16 protein-coding genes are annotated in these 19,518 nt (G+C 59.8%); 12 read left to right on the top strand and 4 right to left on the bottom strand.

What is annotated here, in order from left to right:
* Positions 1-4 precede the first annotated feature (4 nt).
* The 7 genes from EI290_RS16035 (at position 5) to EI290_RS16005 (ending at position 5,922) form a co-directional block, all read left to right on the top strand.
* Positions 5-2,878 (top strand): fibronectin type III domain-containing protein, encoded by a 2,874-nt coding sequence (locus EI290_RS16035; protein WP_125432449.1) that lies wholly within the window; start codon positions 5-7, stop codon positions 2,876-2,878.
* 140 nt (positions 2,879-3,018) lie between these two features.
* Positions 3,019-3,297, top strand: coding sequence for a hypothetical protein (locus tag EI290_RS16030; RefSeq protein WP_125432447.1), 279 nt, complete (start codon positions 3,019-3,021; stop codon positions 3,295-3,297).
* Between the two features lie 12 nt (positions 3,298-3,309).
* The gene (locus EI290_RS16025) at positions 3,310-4,008 is read left to right on the top strand and encodes a hypothetical protein (protein WP_125432445.1); all 699 of its coding nucleotides are present in this window, start codon (positions 3,310-3,312) and stop codon (positions 4,006-4,008) included.
* Positions 4,005-4,397, top strand: coding sequence for a hypothetical protein (locus EI290_RS16020; RefSeq protein ID WP_125432443.1), 393 nt, complete (start codon positions 4,005-4,007; stop codon positions 4,395-4,397). Before EI290_RS16025 ends, EI290_RS16020 begins: the two co-directional genes overlap by 4 nt.
* 1 nt (position 4,398) lies before the next feature.
* A complete protein-coding gene (locus EI290_RS16015) occupies positions 4,399-4,956 on the top strand; it encodes a glycoside hydrolase family 108 protein (RefSeq protein ID WP_125432441.1) in 558 nt (185 codons plus the stop codon).
* A 19-nt stretch (positions 4,957-4,975) separates the two neighbouring features.
* On the top strand, positions 4,976-5,365 hold the full coding sequence (locus EI290_RS16010) for a hypothetical protein (protein ID WP_125432439.1): 390 nt from the start codon (positions 4,976-4,978) through the stop codon (positions 5,363-5,365).
* On the top strand, positions 5,365-5,922 hold the full coding sequence (locus EI290_RS16005) for a hypothetical protein (protein ID WP_125432437.1): 558 nt from the start codon (positions 5,365-5,367) through the stop codon (positions 5,920-5,922). Before EI290_RS16010 ends, EI290_RS16005 begins: the two co-directional genes overlap by 1 nt.
* Positions 5,923-5,999: 77 nt before the next feature.
* On the opposite strand, the gene EI290_RS16000 is transcribed toward EI290_RS16005, so the two are convergent.
* The 4 genes from EI290_RS16000 to EI290_RS15985 form a co-directional block, all read right to left on the bottom strand.
* A complete protein-coding gene (locus EI290_RS16000; RefSeq protein ID WP_125432435.1) occupies positions 6,000-7,313 on the bottom strand; it encodes a site-specific integrase in 1,314 nt (437 codons plus the stop codon).
* 340 nt (positions 7,314-7,653) lie between these two features.
* The gene (locus EI290_RS15995; protein WP_125432433.1) at positions 7,654-9,261 is read right to left on the bottom strand and encodes a SulP family inorganic anion transporter; all 1,608 of its coding nucleotides are present in this window, start codon (positions 9,259-9,261) and stop codon (positions 7,654-7,656) included.
* 187 nt (positions 9,262-9,448) lie between these two features.
* Entirely contained in the window at positions 9,449-10,855 is a 1,407-nt protein-coding gene (locus tag EI290_RS15990; RefSeq protein ID WP_125432431.1) for a sensor histidine kinase, read from the bottom strand.
* 99 nt (positions 10,856-10,954) lie between these two features.
* The gene (locus EI290_RS15985; RefSeq protein WP_125432429.1) at positions 10,955-11,632 is read right to left on the bottom strand and encodes a response regulator transcription factor; all 678 of its coding nucleotides are present in this window, start codon (positions 11,630-11,632) and stop codon (positions 10,955-10,957) included.
* A 342-nt stretch (positions 11,633-11,974) separates the two neighbouring features.
* Between EI290_RS15985 and EI290_RS15980 the strand changes: the two genes are divergently transcribed.
* The 5 genes from EI290_RS15980 to EI290_RS15960 all read left to right on the top strand — a co-directional run bounded on the left by EI290_RS15980 (position 11,975) and on the right by EI290_RS15960 (position 19,483).
* Entirely contained in the window at positions 11,975-12,691 is a 717-nt protein-coding gene (locus tag EI290_RS15980; RefSeq protein ID WP_246008975.1) for a polysaccharide biosynthesis/export family protein, read from the top strand.
* 55 nt (positions 12,692-12,746) lie between these two features.
* The gene (locus EI290_RS15975; protein WP_125432427.1) at positions 12,747-15,140 is read left to right on the top strand and encodes a GumC family protein; all 2,394 of its coding nucleotides are present in this window, start codon (positions 12,747-12,749) and stop codon (positions 15,138-15,140) included.
* A gap of 274 nt (positions 15,141-15,414) precedes the next feature.
* Complete coding sequence (locus EI290_RS15970) at positions 15,415-17,034, top strand: lipopolysaccharide biosynthesis protein (protein WP_185817029.1); 1,620 nt, start codon at positions 15,415-15,417, stop codon at positions 17,032-17,034.
* A 2-nt stretch (positions 17,035-17,036) separates the two neighbouring features.
* Positions 17,037-18,194, top strand: a complete 1,158-nt coding sequence (locus EI290_RS15965; RefSeq protein ID WP_125432425.1) for a glycosyltransferase family 4 protein — start codon at positions 17,037-17,039, stop codon at positions 18,192-18,194.
* A complete protein-coding gene (locus tag EI290_RS15960; protein ID WP_125432423.1) occupies positions 18,191-19,483 on the top strand; it encodes an O-antigen ligase family protein in 1,293 nt (430 codons plus the stop codon). Before EI290_RS15965 ends, EI290_RS15960 begins: the two co-directional genes overlap by 4 nt.
* The last annotated feature ends 35 nt before the right edge of the window (positions 19,484-19,518 follow it).

Below are 19,518 nucleotides of genomic sequence, written 5' to 3'. Positions count from 1 at the left end.
AACCATGGCCAATCAGTATCTGGATTCTCTTGCTCCGTGGCCTCTCAGCACGCCCTTGCCGGACGATGCTGTTTTTATGATGGGCGTGCCATCGGAGGCAAAAGAATACCGTATCGACAAGTCGCAGTTGCTGGCCGGCGCCGCTACCGCGGGTACGCAGGCGGCTCCGCTGTATGTACAGGCCAGTCGCACCGATTTGCTGGAAGCCGTTGATGCAGGCAAGCTTACGCGGGGCACCACCTACCAGGTAACCGGCCGGGGCGTGGGCAAGCTGCCGGTGGTGCTGCAGGCCGTCAGCCGCACCCAGCTGGCCGCCATTGGCACCCGGCTGGAATCCAATGGCTCGGTAACAGCTATTGCCTATAACCTGGTTACGGATACTGATACCGCCATTGGAGCGGGCGGGGCGGAACTGACGGCACAGCTGCTTAATGCGGTAGTGGAGGCTGGGTCGGGTATCACCATTTCGGTAGTCAATAATAAGCTGCGGATTTCGGCTGCCACAGTAGCACAGCCGGAAGCTCCGCGCAATCCGCAGACGGACGATGTGAGCAACATCTTCTCGCACTCGCTGGTCGCTGGTTTCCCGTCAGCATCTGAGTATGAGCTGGAAAAATCAACGGAAGCAGCTGGCTATTCGGTTCGCATCGATGCCTACGTGCAGAACGGCCGGGTGTATTTCCCCGGCATTACCGGCCCGCATGGGGTTGGCACGGTGCGCAGCCGGGTGGTGGCCAGCGGCAGCCGGCCAGCTGGCTTCAGTGTGAGCAATGCAGTGGCTTTTACCGGTCCGGCGGAACCCGCCGCTACCGCCCCAAGCGCGGTGACGCAGCTCGACACCGCAGCTGGCAACGGGCAGGTAGTGGTGACCGTAGAGGCCCCGGCCAACGGCGGTTCCCCCATTCTGAGCTACCGCTACGAGTACCGCCCAACTGGCGCGACCAGCTGGAGCGTGGCCGGTACCACGGCGAACCTCAGCTTCCCGATTACGGGCTTGACCAACGGTATGCCGTACCAATTCCGGGCGTTTGCCACGAACAGCATCGGCACCAGCCTGGGCGGTACGGTGGTAAGTGCCACGCCACAGGCAGCGGTAAAAGATCTGCAGTTTATCGTCGATGGCAACAGCATCAGCACGGAAGACTACGCAACCGGGTGGCATGCTGATTTCGAAGCGAAGGTTGCTAGTGCCCTGGCTGCCAAAACCCCGCAGCAACTAGCCGCCGCCGGCCTGAGCGGCGGCCTGTCGTTTGACTGGAACGGGATTAGCGGCCAGACCAGCGACGAGATGAACAGCGTCGCGCAGGACATCGATACGCAGTTTGATGCGACCAAACGCAACGTGGTGCTGACCATCGGTGAGCCGTTCAATATCTTCCGCCCGCCGTACGCAACGACCACCGCGCAGCAGGGCGCGGATTCATTCAATGCCTACTGCCTGAACCGCAAAGCCGCGCATCCCTCCCTGGGCATTGTAGCCCTGCTGGGCTTTCCGGACAACTTCCGCGACTCCACCAACGCCACGTACTACCCGCCCCGGGCCGATTTTCCGCAGGTCATGGCCGAATGCGTGAACATTTTGCAGGCCAAGAAAACTGCGGGCACGGCGGGGTTTGACGTGCTGACGCTGGTTGATCCGGCGTATGATGCCACCAACCCTGAGCTGTCCGGCGACGGGGTACACCCCACCGTCGCCGGCTACGGCGCGGGCGGAAATCTGATCAACCGGCTGGTAGCCGGCATTATGCAGTACCTGTTCGGTACCGCCCAGCCGTCCCCGGTGCAGCCGCCTGCTCAGGCCGGCAACTATGCGGCTGGTGCCCAGGCGGTCACCTACCCCACCCAGGTAAACCAGGTGATTCAGGCCGGCGTGATTACCTCGGCGGCTACGGCGGCGGGCTACGGGGCGACGGGCCTGTCAGGCTACAAACTGCCCGCTGGTGGCACCGGCTGGGTAGGTAGCAAGATTACCGCCGGCGCACAGGATGCCATTGTGGGCGTAAACACGGATAACAGCCGCGTGGGCTATGCCGCTATGGAGGCGGCGGTATGGCGCAGCAGTGACGGCAAGATATACGTAGTCGATAATGGCGGTGCCGCGACTGATACCGGCTTTACTGTTGCAGTCGGAAATTTTCTTCGCCTGTATCGAAACGGCACGGTGCTGAAAGCCCAGAAATCCACCGATGGTAGTAGCTGGACGGATGTTTACACCTACACCTATGCCAGTGCTGCCGACCTGTACCTGGTATCCGATATTGAGAAAAGCGGCAAGCTCACCTATCCGCAGGGCGCGGGCCTGGTGCTGGCCACCTCAGACACTAACGTAACGTTGATACCGGGTGCTACGGCGTTATCGGCATCGAGCACCTTCGTACAGCAAACGGATGCCAAAATCGTCGCCACCACCGGCAAACCGTTCGGCTTCTACGGCGGGGCAGGCCTGACCAATATGAAGATGGTAGGCGACGGCTGGGTAGCAATGAAATTGAGCCAGCCGGATGCCTTCGACGCTGTATTAGGTTTGAAAACCACCAACACCATTGAGTTTGACAGCAACGGAAACTTTTACACCAACTTCCAGGCAGGTATCTGGAATGCCAGTTACGACGCGGGCGGCGGGGATGGGAAGTTCCTGTACGCCTTCGATGGCGGCAATGGTGTTGCGCTAAACCAGTCGGGTTCTCTGGGCCTGTTCGCGCGCCTACGGCGAGCCGGCTCGGTTATTTACTCAGAAATCTCAGTGGACGGGGGTAGCTCGTGGGTGCTGAAGCGCACCCATACCAGCAACAGCTCCAACATACTGTATGTAGCAGTGGATATAAGCGGCCCCGGGGCCATGTATCACCTCCAGGGAGTAGGCCTCACACCAGCGTAATACACAACTGCCTCGCCCATCTAACAGGGCTTTTGCTTTCCTCAACTTATTGTATGTATTTTACATACAATATTATCAGCTTGATACGCCGCCGATCCTCCATGCCCGCTGAACAAAAACCCTCTTTTCCGCCGTGGATCATGCCGCTATTGAGTCTGCTGGCAGGTGTCATCGGCTCACTGGCCACTTTCTCCTACAAGTACGGAGCCCTGGAAGGCAAAGTAGCGGCCAACGCCGACAAGATTGAAACGCTCCGCACCGACCTGAACGCGCTCCGCACCGATTACCAGGCCGATAAAGCCAAGCGCGAAGCCGAAGCTGCTGCCAGGCTCGCCTCCTACGAGCAGGCCCGCGCCGCCAAACTGGCCGAAATGGAAGCCCAGATCGACCGCCTGCAAAAGATTCCTGCGCCCCGCTAACCAACACCTGCCATGCAACGACTCCTCCTCTTCTTCGCCTTCCTGCTGCTGCTTGGCAGCTGCTCACCTGAAACGCGCCGGCTTCGGCAGTGGAACAAGTATTTGAAGGACCTCAAACAACAGCCAGTGGTGCCCCCGGATACCAGCACCGGCCGCTACGCGCCTGGGGTGGAGCTGGACGTACTGGATCAGCTGCTGCGCAAGTACCCCGGCCGGGCACTTACCCGCACCATCACCCGCACTGAAACCAAAGAGATACCTGGTAAAACGGTGTATGTCGAGGTGCCAGTGCAGGCAGATACCGCCCGTAACCGTATCGAACGGGATTCGCTGCTCCAGGCCCTGCAGCTGCTGGTGCAGTCGGAAAAAGCGGATAGCGAGCTACGGGCGGAAGTTGCCCGGCTCCGGGCCAAAGTGCTCCAGGCCTTCAATGCCCGGGCCTGCCTGCCGGATACCCTGGTGAAGTTCCCCGCCTACGGCATCACTTTCAAGATTGAGCGGGGCGCCACCGGCAAATATGGCTTCTCTATCGTCGAAGCCCCGCAGAAAGTGGAATACCCCTCGCATGTCACCGAGAATGTACACGAGCGGCTGGTCTACCTCGATAGCAAATTCTGGCAGTTCTGGCAGTTCTGGCTGGCCGTGGTAGTGGCCGGCCGGGGGCTGCTGTGGAAAGCAATTCTTCTCCTTAAATCCTTGGTATTTCCATGAGCATCAACCTGCCTACCCTACCCGATTCCTTCTTTCTCTATGCGGTGCGGCTGCTGGTTGTCCTGCTGCTCTGGCTATGGCTGCGCAAGGAGCTGACACCTAAGAAATTTCTCAGCATCTGGGAGACCAACAGTGTACTGAGCGCCCGGCAAATTCTGGCTTGGGTGGTCGCGCTGTTCGGCCTGTTTATGCGGGCCGCCGACCGCATCGATAACGATGCCCTCTCCCACTGCTTTGAGTGCAGCTTTATCCTGTTCGGTATCGGGGGCGCGGTGCAGCTGGCCAGCAAGATCAAGCCGGCTACGACCGTGAATGCCAAGGTAGATGCGGAAAACCTGAACGTCGGAACTACTCCGGAGGCTGAACAACCAGCACCTAAAGTCTACTGATATGGCTGATTTCAAGATTGCCCACGCTATTACCGCCAAGAATGAAGGTGGCTACGCCAACAACCCCGCCGACCGGGGTGGCGAAACTCACCTTGGCATTGCCCGCCGATTCCATCCGAATTGGCCTGGCTGGCAGATTGTAGACACGCTGAAAAAGCAGGTAGGCTTCCCCGGCACAGCCAACAACAGCGCACAACTTAAAGCCTTAGCGGCCAACTTCTACAAGGTCCAGTTCTGGGATATATTGAAACTGGATAGCGTAGCAGATCAGCTGCTGGCCAACGCCGTGTATGACTTCGGCGTGAATGCCGGGCCCGGTCGGTCGGCTACGCTGCTGCAACAGGCAGCGAATGTGACCAACCGTAACTCTGGTACCAACCTAGTAGTGGACGGAAAGATTGGCCCGGCTACCGTGGCCGTATTGAATGCCCACCCTACTCCGGCCCTGCTCCGCAAAGCCTTTGCCATCAAACGCGGCAGCTTCTATCTGACCCTGGCCGAAAATAGCCCTACGCAGGAAGTATTTGTGGCCTCTTGGCTTTCCCGCATTACACTTTAACCACTTACTACTTACCGCTATGAAAGACTGGTTTGCCCGTATTTCTCTGTTTTTGCTACTCGTTGCCGTTGGTGCGTGGTGGCACCATGCTGCCCAGAGCGAATACTACGGCTCGATAGAGCAGACGTGGTACCTCGTCGGTTTCCTGTTCGTACTGGCTATCAACGTGGTCAATGCGGTACTCGACTACCGGAAACGCCCGAAAACGCTGAATGACAAAGCTGGACAGAACCGTACTTACTCTGTCATATTGCTGCTGATGGCAGCGAGCCTGGCCGCTGTAGCGTGCCGGAATACGCCAAGTACGGCCGTCAGTCCCGACCCCGAATACCTATTCCCTACCCCGCGTATGGTTACTGACTCCAACGGCTGGGAAGTAGTCGATACCGCACTGGTTGCCCGCCGCTGATGCTCTGGCTGCTACTTACTCACCCGCTGGCTTGGCTGCTGACGTATCTGCACCCGCGCATCTGGGTAACACTCGATGTGCGCCGATTCATCAAAGCCGGGGCCGTCGATACGCTGCTGCGCACTTTCCACCGGCAACGCGCTACCTGGCGTGGTATCGTCATGGTGCTGATTGCGGTGCTGGCCAGCTTGCCCGCCTGGGGCTATTGGCTGCCGTTCGGCCTGAGCGTTGCCGGCCTACTTATTCTGCAAGTAGCCTACTGGCTCTACGACTTCAACCCGCGTCTGAATAAGGCCCGCAACCTTCCCTGGGTGGGCAAGTACCACGTCAGCTGGAATCCCAACGCCGCCTACTTTCCGGACCGCTACGTATGGCGACGGGCCTGGGAACAGGTTCGCGCCCCGGATGAAACCGCGCCGCCGGCCTACGAAGACCGGCAGGTGGTGGAAGCAGCCGGTCCGCTGCTGAAGCAACTACTACAGAACCTATTGGTGAATGGCTGTGTGACCTATCTGCTCACCCTGATCGGCATTGGTGTATGGGCGTGGTTAAGTTAAAGCGACGGGCCCGCCCCGGCTGGTACCGGATTCGCACCTAAAGAAAAATCCCCGACCTGTCAGCAGGCCGGGGATTTTTATACCAGATCAGTATCGTAAAACTCGCCCAGCACCTTTTGCCAGGCCTGCAGCAGCAGCGGGGCAATGCGGCGGGCCTTGTCCTTTGCGTAGATACCCGTAGTTGTACCCTGCACGTGCCCCAACACGTAGGCGGCCAGCGACTCATCCCCACCGGATACTTCCAACAGCAACGAGCCGGCGGTGTGGCGGGCGGTGTGGGTGCCGATGATTTCCCAGGCTGGCCGGTAGTTATCGGTCACCTTGCCCCCACTGATTTTCGCATCGTTGAACAGGCGGGTGATGCCAGCGGCTTTGGCTACCTGCTTGAGCAGTACGTTGCGCTGCCGGTTGCCCATGGCCGGCAGTTGCCAGTTCCACCGCTCCCCAATCCGGATAGCCAGCGGAGGGAGTGGTAGCAGTACTTCCGTAGTTACTTTCTGCTGATGGTGGCGCAGCGCCGGTACCCGGCTGCCGTCTTCTATGGTCAACTCCGTAAGCTGCTCCGGACGTAGTACGGTCAGGTCAGAATAGCGGCGACCGGTGAGCAGCTGCATCATCCACCGGTCGCGCTCCTGCTGCAGCCGTTCGTCGGCTCCCAGGTCTGCCCGCAACAGCGCGTGCAGCTCATCCCGGGTCAGGTCCAGTTGCGCCGCGTTTACCTCCTTGTATTTGAGCCACGGCAGTTTGGGATTCACCCCGATACGCCCGGCCAGAGTGCGCAGCCATTTGAAGGAATTGGCAATGGAGCCGTCGGCGGCTTCCTCGCGTACCAAATGCTGCTGCCAGGCCCGGACCATCTTTTCTGTCAGCAGCTCCCCTACCGGCAGCTTCGGCTTCCAGTCGTGCAGTTGCCCGCTCAGGTATTTGGCCTGCTTCAGATACGACGTCGATAAAATACCCTCGTTTTCAGCCGCCCACTGTGCGTAGTGTTCTAGCACCGTCAGTTGCACCGGCTCTACTACGACAACAGGCGCGGCGTCTTTTGCCAGCATCTTCTTCCACATCGCATCACTGGTTACCTGCTGCTTGCCCAGCGGCCCGGCCAGTGCGTGAAACGCTTCTGTAATATCCGTCTCGCACTTCAGCAGCTCCGCATTGATAGCGGCGGCGTTCGGATGCGCATCGGTTACGCGCCGGGTTTTCGGCTCCCACAGCTGGACCAGCTTCCGGCCCACTTTCTGTTTAGGCAGAATCAGGATACCAGGTGAGATGGAAAATTCATCTCCATGAAACCGGGCAATCAACCGGACATGGTAATACCCGTCGGCATTGGGCCGGCGCAGATACGCCCGGATCGTTAGTTTATTATGGAAGGTAGAGCTAACAGGCATAAGCAGGCTGGGAATATACTGTGAGGTTTTTGGACATGGTTTTGGGCATAGTTTTACCTGAATTCTTTCCAAAAGCGTTAAAATTCGGATGCGTATACACGCAAAAAACCGCCCTACCCAATGGATAGGACGGTTCCACACATCGAAAGCGCACTCCCCTCAGACTACGCCCGATGATATTGCGCTACAGCAGGTTAAAGAACCTACGGCAGCACTGGTTTCTGCTTATAAGCCGTGACTGCCTTTCCTGGTAGCCATACAGCGTTGGGTATGTATGTAGTGGTTAGCTCCCTTATGCAGAGCGCTGCCTCATATCAGGAAGGCACCCCGGCAGGCTGGGTTAATGTCCCAGCACCTGCACCTGCGGAATATCCCGTAGCTCCAGCCGAATGCCTCGCTCGGGGGCAGCCAGCCGGAAGTTTTCAATAGCCTCCAGCACGTCATAGTCAATGAACGAAGAGTTGGTACCATCAATGAGCACCTGCGTATCGTCGGGCAGTTCGTCGAGCACTTTCACAATGCTGGCTTTATTGAGAAAGGTGACCTGCTCCGAGAGCTTGAGGTGAATAGGCCCGGCCTGCATGGCCGCGGGCTTGCTCAGGTAGTAGGCCGACTCGTAGTTGGCCTTGAGAATGTAGAAAATTCCAATGGCCAGCCCTACGGATACGCCCTTCAGCAAATCAGTGAACAGAATGGCCAGGATGGTAATGATAAAAGGCAGAAACTGTTGCCAGCCCAAACGCCATTGGGTAACATACAGCGCCGGTTTGGTGAGTTTATAGCCCACCACCAGCAACACAGCCGCCAGCGCCGAATATGGTACTTGGTTGAGCACCGACTCCAGAAACAACAGGCTCACCAGCAACAATATACCGTGAAAAAAAGCCGACATGCGCGTTTGACCGCCGGAGTTGATATTGGCTGAACTGCGCACAATAACGGCCGTAATGGGCAGGCCACCCAACAAGCCACTAACAATGTTGCCAACCCCCTGAGCAATCAATTCCCGGTTGGTGGGCGTTACGCGCTTATGCGGGTCGAGCTTATCCACTGCTTTTACGCTCAGCAACGACTCCAGGGAGGCTACAATGGCAATAGTAAACGCCACCGATACAAAGCCTGGTCGTTGCAACGCGCTCCAATCGGGCCGGGAAAAAGCCCCGATAAAATCCTGCCAGGAGGTAATATCGGGCAGATTGACCAAGTGCTGCGGCCGGATACGCAATACCGGGGCGGCGTTGTCCAGCAGATTATTGAGGCCAATTGAGAGCAACACCACCACCAGTGCGCCGGGAACCAGCCGCAGAAAACGGATGCGCTTGGTCACGGTCTGGTCCCAGAAGAGCAGAACCCCCAGTGACACCAGCCCTACCAGGGCCGAACCGGCCCCGATACCTCCTAGTGCTTTCTCGATGGCCGAAAATGTGTTTTGTCCATCGAATTGCAGGAAGGTCATATCCTCAAAATAGTCGGCATCAGCCCCAACCAGGTGCGGAATCTGCTTGAGGATAAGCGTGAGGCCAATAGCGGCCAGCATACCCCGAATAACAGAGGTGGGAAAGTACATGCCCACAATACCCGCTTTCAGCACGCCCATTAGCACCTGAATGGCCCCAGCCACCACCACCGCCGCCAGTACTGCCTGAAACGATTGAAGTGTTGCCAATGAAGCCAGCACAATGCTGGTAAGGCCAGCGGCCGGACCGCTTACACTCAGGGGAGAATTGCTGACCCAGGATACCAGCAGGCCGCCCACAATACCAGCAATAACGCCAGCAAGCAGCGGAGCGCCGGAGGCCAAGGAGATGCCCAGGCACAGCGGTAGTGCCACCAGGAACACCACCAGACCAGCAGGCAGATCTTTACTGAGGTATTTCCAGGGCGAGGAAGGCACCCCTACCGGGGTGCGGGCCGTGGAGGTTGCGGCAGACTCGGCAACTTCTAACATACAACGAGGGGAGGTAGGGAAGGACAGGCACCCGCCGTAGTGCACATGCACCCGCCGGATTATCTGCAATGCTACACTCGCCTCGTTAAGACCTAATTAAAAGAAAATTAAAAACTAATTAAAAACACAATTATCTGATAATCAATTTACTACTTAATCACAAATTTCACTTTGCAAAGGCAACGCCTTAAACCGTAGCCGTGGGCAGGCTCAGGGTTACGGCCGTGCCCTGGGCCAGTTCACTCTCAATGGTGATTTCGCCCTCGTGGAGCTCCATAATTTTGGCCGTGAGGGGCAACCCAATGCCGTGGCCGGGCACCGTGCGCACGGAGTCGGCCCGGAAAAATGGCACGAACACCTGCTGCCGGTCGGCCTCGCTCATTCCCAGCCCCCGGTCGCGCACGGTAAGGCGGACCCGGGTGCGGGAGGTAGTGAGAGTGGCCACCACAGGAGCGGGCGAGCCGGCCGAAAACTTGCAGGCATTTTCCAGAATATTCAGAAACGCCGAGAGCAGCAGGGCTTCGTTGCCAAGCACCCCATAGGGTACGCGGCGCGGCGCATCCGGCGCCTCACCAAAATCCAGGTCGATGCGGCAGGTGGGGTGGCGGCGGTGCACTTCCTCATGGGCCAGCAGCAGCAGCTCGTCGAGGCGCACCAAGGTGCGCGGCACCTGGGAGGGGTCGTCGGAGGCACGGGCAATCTGCAGCAGGCCATTGGTAAGATCTTTAAGCAGCCGGGCTGCATCGAGGGTGCTCTGCAGTACCCGGCGGTATTCCTGGGGGCTGCGCTCCTGTTGGAGCAGGGCCACTTCCAGCTGCCCGATAATGGCCGCCAGCGGGGTCCGGAGCTCGTGGGAGGCGTCGCGCACGAACGTCCGCTGGCCGGCAAAGGCCGTCTCGAGGCGGTTAAGCAGGCTGTTGAAGCGCTGGGCCAGCAGCGACACCTCATCCTGCCCATCAGCCTGGGAAAGACGGCGGTGCAAATCGGAAGCCGTGATGCTGTCTACTTCCTGAATAATGCGCTTCATGGGCTTGAGGGCCTGCCCGGCGAAAAACCAGCCCCCAATACCCACTATCACAAACGAAGCCAGCAGCCCAAAGGAAAGCACCGTAAGCAAATCCTGCAGCTTCTGGTGGCTATCGGCATCCACGGAGGAGGCAACTACCACAAAGTCGCCCCGCACGGCGTCGCGGTAGCGCATACCAATGGTCTGGCGGTAGTTGTCTTCCAGCACTACCTCCCGGCCGTCGGTGCGCACGGCCCGGAGCAGGCTCAGGGGCACAGCCTCGCGGCCGGCCAGTCCTTCCTCAAATACTACTTGGTTGCGGGCGTCAAACACCCGTACCTCTTCTTCGGGGAGCGTACGATAAAACTGTCGCAGGTAGCGGCGGTACGTAGCCCGGCTTGCTTCGTCGCTGCGACGGGTGCCATCCAGGTACACGTGAGCCACAATGCGGGCCCGCGCAAACAGACTTTCACTGAACGCCTCCCGCCGCGACTGGTAGGTAAAAAAGTAAATCACGGCCGCAAACAGCAGCAGCGTCACAACCAGAATAGCCACGAACTGCAGCGTCAGGCGGGTGCGGATGGACATTGTTTAGTTGCTAGTTGCTCGTTGCTAGTTGTCAGTTGCTGGCTGTCAGTTGTCAGTATAGTTCTGACAACTGACAGCCAGCAACTGACAACTCATTCCCTATTCTTCCTTCATCACGTAGCCCATGCCTACCAGGGTATGAATGAGCTTGGGAGTAAAGTCTTTGTCGAGCTTTTTGCGCAGGAAGTTGATGTACACGTCGATGACGTTGGAGCCGGTATCGAAGGATGTTTCCCAGACGTGCTCCAGGATATCCACCCGCGACACCACCCGGTTCTGGTTGCGCAGCAGGTACTCCAGCAGGGCAAACTCGCGGGCCGTGAGCTGAACGGTTTGGCCGGCGCGCTGCACCACTTTCCGAATGGGGTCGAGGGTGAGGTCGGCCAGGCGCAGCACGGCATCGGCGGAGGGCGACTCGTGGCGGCGGCGCGTGAGGGCTCGGATGCGGGCCAGCAGCTCCTGAAACGCAAAGGGCTTCACCAGGTAGTCGTCGGCGCCGGCATCCAGACCCCGGATTTTATCGTCGGTTTCACCCAGGGCCGTGAGCATCAGAATAGGTACGCTGGTATCCTGGGTGCGCACCTGCCGACATACTTCCAGCCCACTCAGCCCCGGCAGCAGGGTATCCAGAATAATCAGGTCGTAGGTATTGGATTGCGCCAGCCGCAGCCCCAGCAGCCCATCGGCGGCTAAATCGACGGTGTGGTGCTGCTCGGTGAGGCCCTGATGCAGAAAGGAGGCCACTTTCGGTTCGTCTTCAACCAACAGAATCTTCATGGGTGGGCAATACACTGGTTCAACGCTGCCAAGGTAGTGCGCCCCGCCTGATGTAACAGGGTTTCGGCAGAAAACCTTGCTGACTGCCAGAAAACCGGCATCCTTCTATCAATGCAAATAAATATCCGAATAATTTAAAAATAACTTGACTTTGCGGCTTCAATCCAATACGTTTATGGAAATATTCAATACAAGTGCGTAGGTAGCGACATGCCGTGCTACCCACTTTCTGGACTTCTTCCACTGAGTTCATCAGTTGCTCTGCTCCGCCCTATGGTCCTGTCTCGCTTTTTCCGTTGTGTGCTGTTGTGGTTGCCCGCGCTGCTTGCCCTGGGCAGTTGTGTGTCGCAGAGAAACCTGCCCTACCTGCAAGGCCAGAGCTATAACACCCGCACAGCGGTACTGGTCGACAACGCCCGCCAGCAGTACCGCATTCAGCCCGGCGACGTGCTCAGCATTCGGGTGCAGAGCGTACAGACCCAGCTCAACGACATGTTTAATACCGTGGATGCGCGGGCCGTATTCAACGGCGACCCGGGTAACCTGTTCCTGACGGGGTACTCCGTGGACGAAACGGGATTCATTAACCTGCCCACGGCGGGGCGCCTGAAGCTGCAGGGCCTGACCGTGGAGGAAGCCCAGGTGGCGGTGCAGCAGCAGGTGAGCAAGTTTGTGCGCGACGCGAATGTGCTGGTAAAGCTGCTCTCCTTTAAGGTAACAGTGCTGGGTGAGGTACGCAGTCCGGGCCGCTACTTTGTGTACAACGCGCAGTGTACGGTGCTGGAAGGGCTGGGCCTGGCCGGCGACCTGACCGAGTTTGGCAACCGCCAGAACGTGAAGCTGATTCGCCAGACGGCCAAGGGCTCGGAAGTAGTGCTGCTGGACCTCACTGACCCCGGTCTGCTTACTTCTCCCTACTTCTACCTACTACCCAACGATGCCCTGTACGTGGAGCCCATGCAGGCCCGCACAGCCCGGGGCAATGCCACCAACCTGGCCCTGGTGTTCTCCGGCATATCGGCCGTGGTGCTGGTGCTCAACTACCTGAAAGTACTCTAGCCTGCTTATCCGCCGCCGTTGCTTTTGCCCTCATCCTATTCAAACGCCTATCGGAATGGAACAACGCCCTCACCACTCTCCCGACGAACTTGACCTCCATGAGCTGTTCTTCCGGTTGCGGCACCGCTGGCCGCTGTTCCTGATTTCGTTGCTGGTAGCCGGGGCCGCCGCCTTCTTTTACCTGCGCGTGAAGCAGCCGGAGTATGCTTTCCGCTCCACTATGCTGCTGGGCGACCAGGGCACCGGCTCAAAACAAGCCCAGGAGCTGCTCAAGATTTTGGAGGTGAAGGACAAAGGCACGAAGATGGAGGATGAAATTGGCCTGATTACCTCCGCCGACATGGTGCAGCAGGCCCTGCGGCGGCTGCCCTTTGCCACCGCTTACTATGCAGCCCCAACCACCTGGCTAAACTCCCTGAAAGATATTCAGGTGGAGGAGCGGCCAGTGGGGGCCGTACCCTTCCGGCTGCTACCGGACCTGAACTCGCCCCAGCTCACCGGCGTGCGTATTTATGTAGAGCCCTTACCCGATGGGCGCTACCATGTGCAGGCCGATGCCGACAAAGGCAAGCTCTATAACCTGACCAGTGGTGAGCTGGTCCGGGAAGTGCGCAACCCCCACATTAACGAAACGGTACGACCCGGCGACACCCTGCGCACTCCCCTGCTCACGGCGGTGGTGCAGCAGGAGCCCGGCTACCCGGCTCAGAATGCGCTGGAGCGGTATTTTGTAACCCTACACGACCAGAATAGCCTGATTGGCGAGTACCAGCAGCACCTGGCTGTGCGCCCCATCGACCGGGAGTCGCGCATTATTGAGCTGACCAGCAAAGGCAAGGTACCCCAGAAGGAAATTCAGTTTCTGGATACGCTGATGCGGGCATACGTGGAGAATGACCTGCACGATAAAAATGTAACGGGTCAGAAAACAGTGGCTTTTCTGGACAAGGAAATCGGGCATATGTCGGACTCACTGCGGCGCTCTACGGCGGCCCTGAGCTCGTTCCGGGCGGCGCGCGGGGTGGTGGATGTGGGGGCCCAGTCGGCCAGCGGCATTCAGCAGCAGGGCGAGCTGGAAATGCTGCGGGCCAAGGTGAGCACCAACCGCAAGTACTACCAGAACATGCTGGCCTACCTCCGCTCCCACCAGGGCGCGGGCCAGCTGGCCGCTCCCAGCAGCATTGGTATCGAGGACCCCGTGGTGAACAACCTGATCCTGCAGCTTACCGACCTCAACAGCCAGCGGGCCGCCCTGGGCGTGAATGCCAGCCTGGAAAATCCCATGGTCACTATTCTGGACGAGCGGATTCGGGTGGCCAAGGAAAGCCTGACCCAGACCCTGACCAACATGACCCGGGCCGCCGACATTGCCCTGCGCGACCTGGACGGCCAGCTGGGCAAAGTGCGCGGCACCATGAGCCAGCTGCCCGAAAACGAGCGGCAATTGGCCACCCTGAAAAGTAAAACCGATTTCAACGACAAGAATTATCAGTTTCTGATTGAAAAGCGCGCCGAAGCCGCCATTGCCCTGGCCACCAACGCCACCGATAAGAAAGTGGTGGACGTAGCCGCCATGAACGGCGACGGTCCCACGGCCCCCAAGCCAGGCGTGGTGGTACTGATTGCGCTGGTAGCCGGCCTCACGCTGCCGCTGGGCATTTCCCTGCTCATGGACAAAGCCAACCGCCGCATCCAGAGCAAGGAGGACCTTTCGCGCATTACTACTATTCCGATGCTGGGTGTGGTGGCCCACGGCAGCAAGCACGATAAGGAAACCATGCTCACGGACCCTAAAGGCCCCATTGCCGAGTCGTTCCGCTCTATTCGGGTTAACCTGCAGTACCTCTCGGCCGGCCTCGACAAGAAGGTAATTGGCGTAACCTCCTCTATACCGGGCGAAGGGAAATCATTCTGCGCGGTGAACCTGGCAGCTGAAATGGCTCAGAGCGGCCGCAAGGTGCTGCTGCTGGAGTGCGACCTGCGCCGCCCTACGGTGGCCAGCTACTTTGGCCTGCAGGCGGCCTGCGCCGAGCATGGCCTGAGCAGCTACCTGATGGGCCTGAGCACCTTTGAGGAGTGTCGCCACCCTTCGCTGGTGCGCAACCTGGATGTACTCTGCTGCGGCCCCATTCCGCAGAATCCCACTGAGCTGCTGGAAGGCTCCCGCATGGAAGAGCTCATGCAGCGCCTGCGCGGGGAGTATGACTACGTGCTGGTGGATACCCCGCCCACCGGCTACGTAGCCGAGTTCTTCATGCTGCTGCGCCACCTGGATGCCAACGTGTACGTGGTACGCCAGAACTATACCGATAAGGGCCTGATCAGCCAGATCAATGAGCTGCACCAGCAGCAGAAGGTGAAGCAAATCTACATGATCATCAACGATATGCACTTCACCAAAACCTACGAATACCGCTACAAGGAAAAGGCCTACACCTATGGGTATTAGGTAGTTGGATAAAGGATAAGGGATGAGGGATAAGGGATAAAGGATGAGGGACGGTCTGCCGGAGCTTGTTCGGAACTCCCTTCAAAACAGCCTCTGCTATCCTCTGCGCATCCCTCCGCGAACCTCTGCGAGAAAGCTCGTCGCACTGGCAGCGGGCCCTTCGCCAGCCCAGCATAACCGTCCCTCATCCTTTATCCTTCATCCTACTACCTACTACCCAAAAATTCCCCGCTCTACTTCTTCTGCCTTTGCACCTTTTTACCCGGATGGCTTCATGGCATCTTCTGCTCCTAACCTGACAACTGCCGCCGTGCACGGCGTAAAGTGGACCACGGCGGCCACCCTCATCACGGCCGTGCTGCAAATGGGCTACACTGCCACTATGGCCCGCCTGCTGAGCCCGGCGGCGTTTGGCCTGGTAGCCCTGGCCGGGGTAATTCTGCGGTTTGGCTCCTACTTCGCCCAAATGGGTATGGAGCAGGCCATTATTCAGAAGCCGGAGCTGACCCGCGCCGATATTCGGGCGGCCTTCACCTCGTCGGTGGCCCTGGGGGTGCTGTTTGCGGGTTTGCTGGTGCTGGCGGCGCCGCTGGCGGCCGGCATAGTGCGCCAGCCCGAGGTGGTGCCGGTGGTGCGGGTGCTGGCCGTGGGCCTTTGTCTTACCGGCCTCAATGCCACGGCTCTGAGCCTGCTGCGTCGGCACATGCGCTTCCGTACTTTAGCCATTATTGAGCTGGTTTCTTACATTCTGAGCTACGGCGGGCTGGGCATTGTACTGGCCTTTCAGGGCTGGGGGGTATGGAGCCTGGTGGCCGCCACCATTGGCCAGGGGTTGCTGACTACCTTACTGAGCTACCTGGCCGAGCGGCACGCGGTGCAGCCTCTGTTTCATTGGGAAACGTACCGGCCTCTGGTTGCCTACGGCAGCCGCATGTCGGCCATCAGCTTTCTGGAATTTGTAACGGGCTCCCTGGATACCCTGCTGATCGGGCGGCTGCTGGGGGCGGCGGCGCTGGGCATTTACAGCCGGGGCTGGATGCTGATTGGCCTGCCGGTGTACCTGCTCACGACCAGCGTATCCAAGGTGGTATTCCCCTCTTTCAGCCAGGTACAGGCCGACCGGCCCCGGCTGCGGGCCGTGTACCTGAGCAGCATTACGCTGATTGCGGCGCTGGTTATTCCGATTTGTGCGGGGGCCGCCGTGGCTGCACCCGAAATTGTGCGCGTAATGCTGGGCCCCGACTGGGGAGCGGCGGTACCCATTCTGCGGGTGGTGTGCGCGGCTTTTGGCATGAGCATGGTAACCATGTTTGCGGGCGTGGTGTGTGATGCCACGGCCACCCTTACGCCCAAGCTCTGGCTGAACCTGTTTTACGCGGTGCTGCTTACCGGCCTGTTTTACGGCTTGAGCCGCTACGGCCTGCTGGGTGTGGCCGCCGCCGTGGTGGCCGGCGAAGTAATCCGCACGGTGTTGTACCTGCTGCTGATGCGCCGGGTGCTGGCCGTAGCTACGGCCGAAGTAATGGGGGCCTATGTGCCGGGCCTGCTGGCCGGGGCACTGGTGGCAGCGGGCATTGCGGGCACCCGCCTGCTGCTGCCGCCGGGCACCGTACCCGCCGCGGCCCTACTGGTAACTGAAATGCTGGCCGGTGGTCTGCTGCTGGCAGGCTTTACGGTGGTAGCGCCACCAACCCGCCTCCGGCAGGTGCTGTTGCGCCTGCTGGGCCGCCTCCACGAAGGCAACGCCGCGGCCGGCCCGCTGGCTACCCTGCTCACGGCCTTTTCTGCCCGGCTGGCTTACCTGAACCGTGACGCTGCTCCCGCCTTCCCCGCTCCTGCAATCCGCCGTTCCCACCCTGCCCTGCTGCCCGATCCTGAAACTGAACTGGTATAGTCATGCGCGTGCTGTACGACCATCAGGCCTTTACTCTCCAGGACTTTGGAGGAGTATCCCGCTACCATCATGAGCTGCTCTGTCACGCCAATTGGCAGTCGGAGCTGGCGGTGGCCTTGAGCAACAACCTCTACCTGCGGGACCGGCAACACTCCCGGCACCACACCTTCCTGCCCGATTCGTCGTTGCCGGCCCGCTGGCGCGTGATTCGGTACTTCAACCAGCGCGCCTCCCGCCGGGCGCTGCAGCGCGACAACTTCGACGTGTTTCACCCCACCCTGGCCGACGACGACTACTTTCTGGAGCTGCTGCCGGCCGGCCGCCCCCTGGTAGTCACCATCCACGATATGATTCCGGCCTTGTTTCCGGAACATTACCCAGACCGGAATGGGGCCGTGCTCAACCGTATCGTGCAGCGGGCTACCCGCATCATTGCCGTTTCTGAGCATACCCGGGCCGATTTACTACGACTGTTGCCGGTGGCTCCTGAAAAAGTGCGGGTAGTGCACCACGGCTACACCGAGCGGGAGTTTACCGCGGCGGGTCCGGCCCTGCCAATGCCCGAGCGGTACGTGCTGTTTACGGGCAGCCGGGCACTGTACAAAAACTTTGGGGTGCTGGCGGAAGCCCTGGCCCTGCTGCCGCCCGCCCTCGGGCAGGACCTGCACCTGGTATGCGCGGGTGGGGGGCCATTTACTGCCGCCGAGCGGGAGCTGCTGGCCGCTACCGGCTGGGCGGCACGGGCTCACCAGTTCGGGCCGGTATCCGATGCCCAACTCAACCAGCTCTACCGGCACGCGCAGGCTTTCGTCTTCCCTTCTGAATACGAGGGTTTTGGCTTACCCATTCTGGAAGCCTACGGCCAGCAGTGCCCGGTGCTGCTGAGCGAAGCTTCCTGCTTTCCGGAAATAGCCCGCGAGGCGGCGCTGTACTTCCCGGCCACCCAGCCGGGAGCCCTGGCCGAGCAGCTGGCCCGCGTGCTCACCGACGCGGCTCTGCGCCGCAACCTGATCCGGCTGGGCCAGCTGCGGCTGCTCGACTTTACCTGGCAGCACACTGCCCGCCGCACCCGCGCCGTGTACGAGGAGGCCTGCCACACCACTCGTATGCACCCGCTGCCGACTCAGCCCGGCCCGTATATACCCGCCCTGGAGCTATGAAAATAAGTTTCCGCTTCCGCCATGTGCTGCCGCTGCTGCTGGTTCTGCTCACCGACCGGGCTTTTACCGAGTTTGTTATCAAAGATGACGACGACCCGGCCCTGGGCCTCTACAACTACGCCATTACCGGCCTGGCCTTGCTGCTGATAACTTGTTACTTCCGCTACCTGAGCCCTACCATGCGCAAGTGGCTGCTGGTGGTAGTGAGCGTAACCGGGGCGCTGGCGCTGGAGTCGTACAACGGGTGGGGCACGGCCTTCGTGTACCCCCACGTATTCGCGAAGCTGCTGGCCATTCTGCCCGTGTTTGCCATGTACGCCTACTACCGCCGCCACCCACTGCCCATGGGCCTGCTGATGGTTCTGGTGCTGACGGGGCTGGCCCTGAGCATGGCTCTGTACCACCCCGATGCGCTAAGCCTCACGGCCTTTCTGGAAACGGAGCGGGGCTTCAACGTCACGTCGGCGTATATGCTGATGCTGCCGGCCTTATACTACTTCAACCAGTACATGACGCGGGGTGGCCTGCTGCGGCTGGCGCTGTTTTTCGTAATTCTGGCCCTGATAGTATTCCTGCAGCACCGTACCGTATGGCTCACCATGGCGCTGGCACTGGTGGTTAACGGCCTGTTTATAGGCCTGGGCCGGGTAGAGGGCACCCGGGTGCATTTCAACCGGTTGCTGCCGGTTCTGCTGATGCCTCTGCTGGCCGGGCTGCTGGGGGGCACGGCCCTGGTGCTGGACAACCCCCAGGTGCTGCGTAAGCTGGAAACCAACGTGGAGGACATCACCCACGCCGACAAGCAGGGTACTGGCAGCTGGCGCCTGAAGCAGTGGGAAGCTTACGAGTCGTTTGTGCAGGAGTATCCGGTGGCGGGTATGCGGCTGGAAGGCTTCGAGCTGCCCATGCAGTTTTACGGGGATGGTGACCACCCGGTGTGGGCCGACCGCACCGGCCACCACTTCCACAGCTTCTACCTCGACCGGCTGTTCTACTTCGGTATTTTGGGGGTGCTGCTGGTAGTGCTGGTACCGCTTTGGCAGCTGCTGAAGCGGGCATTCCAGCCGGTGCCATTTAGTGCCGCCACTGCTGTGCTGGTCAGCTTCACCAGCACGGCCCTGCTCTACGGCATTTCCTACGACTGGCCTCCGTACCTGTATGGTATCGTTGGCATTACACTGGCCGTAGCGGCACCCCTACCCGTGGCCGCTGCTCCCCCACGGGCACCTACCCCGGCCGCCCCGCCACCCCTGCCGCTGGTGCCCACTACGCTGGGCATATCCGCCTGATGTTCCTGTCTTCTCCCGGCCCTTCCATTTCGCCA

This window comes from Hymenobacter metallilatus, assembly GCF_003944705.1.
In the GTDB taxonomy this organism is placed as follows: domain Bacteria; phylum Bacteroidota; class Bacteroidia; order Cytophagales; family Hymenobacteraceae; genus Hymenobacter; species Hymenobacter metallilatus.
This window is presented reverse-complemented; position numbering and strand designations above follow the sequence as displayed.

What these genes read in the sequence shown, in the direction of transcription:
- EI290_RS16035 (WP_125432449.1), top strand. Translation starts at nt 5, where the DNA reads ATGGCCAATCAGTATCTGGATTCTCTTGCTCCGTGGCCTCTCAGCACG.
- EI290_RS16030 (WP_125432447.1), top strand. Translation starts at nt 3,019, where the DNA reads ATGCCGCTATTGAGTCTGCTGGCAGGTGTCATCGGCTCACTGGCCACT.
- EI290_RS16025 (WP_125432445.1), top strand. Translation starts at nt 3,310, where the DNA reads ATGCAACGACTCCTCCTCTTCTTCGCCTTCCTGCTGCTGCTTGGCAGC.
- EI290_RS16020 (WP_125432443.1), top strand. Translation starts at nt 4,005, where the DNA reads ATGAGCATCAACCTGCCTACCCTACCCGATTCCTTCTTTCTCTATGCG.
- EI290_RS16015 (WP_125432441.1), top strand. Translation starts at nt 4,399, where the DNA reads ATGGCTGATTTCAAGATTGCCCACGCTATTACCGCCAAGAATGAAGGT.
- EI290_RS16010 (WP_125432439.1), top strand. Translation starts at nt 4,976, where the DNA reads ATGAAAGACTGGTTTGCCCGTATTTCTCTGTTTTTGCTACTCGTTGCC.
- EI290_RS16005 (WP_125432437.1), top strand. Translation starts at nt 5,365, where the DNA reads ATGCTCTGGCTGCTACTTACTCACCCGCTGGCTTGGCTGCTGACGTAT.
- EI290_RS16000 (WP_125432435.1), bottom strand. Translation starts at nt 7,313, where the DNA reads ATGCCTGTTAGCTCTACCTTCCATAATAAACTAACGATCCGGGCGTAT.
- EI290_RS15995 (WP_125432433.1), bottom strand. Translation starts at nt 9,261, where the DNA reads ATGTTAGAAGTTGCCGAGTCTGCCGCAACCTCCACGGCCCGCACCCCG.
- EI290_RS15990 (WP_125432431.1), bottom strand. Translation starts at nt 10,855, where the DNA reads ATGTCCATCCGCACCCGCCTGACGCTGCAGTTCGTGGCTATTCTGGTT.
- EI290_RS15985 (WP_125432429.1), bottom strand. Translation starts at nt 11,632, where the DNA reads ATGAAGATTCTGTTGGTTGAAGACGAACCGAAAGTGGCCTCCTTTCTG.
- EI290_RS15975 (WP_125432427.1), top strand. Translation starts at nt 12,747, where the DNA reads ATGGAACAACGCCCTCACCACTCTCCCGACGAACTTGACCTCCATGAG.
- EI290_RS15970 (WP_185817029.1), top strand. Translation starts at nt 15,415, where the DNA reads ATGGCATCTTCTGCTCCTAACCTGACAACTGCCGCCGTGCACGGCGTA.
- EI290_RS15965 (WP_125432425.1), top strand. Translation starts at nt 17,037, where the DNA reads ATGCGCGTGCTGTACGACCATCAGGCCTTTACTCTCCAGGACTTTGGA.
- EI290_RS15960 (WP_125432423.1), top strand. Translation starts at nt 18,191, where the DNA reads ATGAAAATAAGTTTCCGCTTCCGCCATGTGCTGCCGCTGCTGCTGGTT.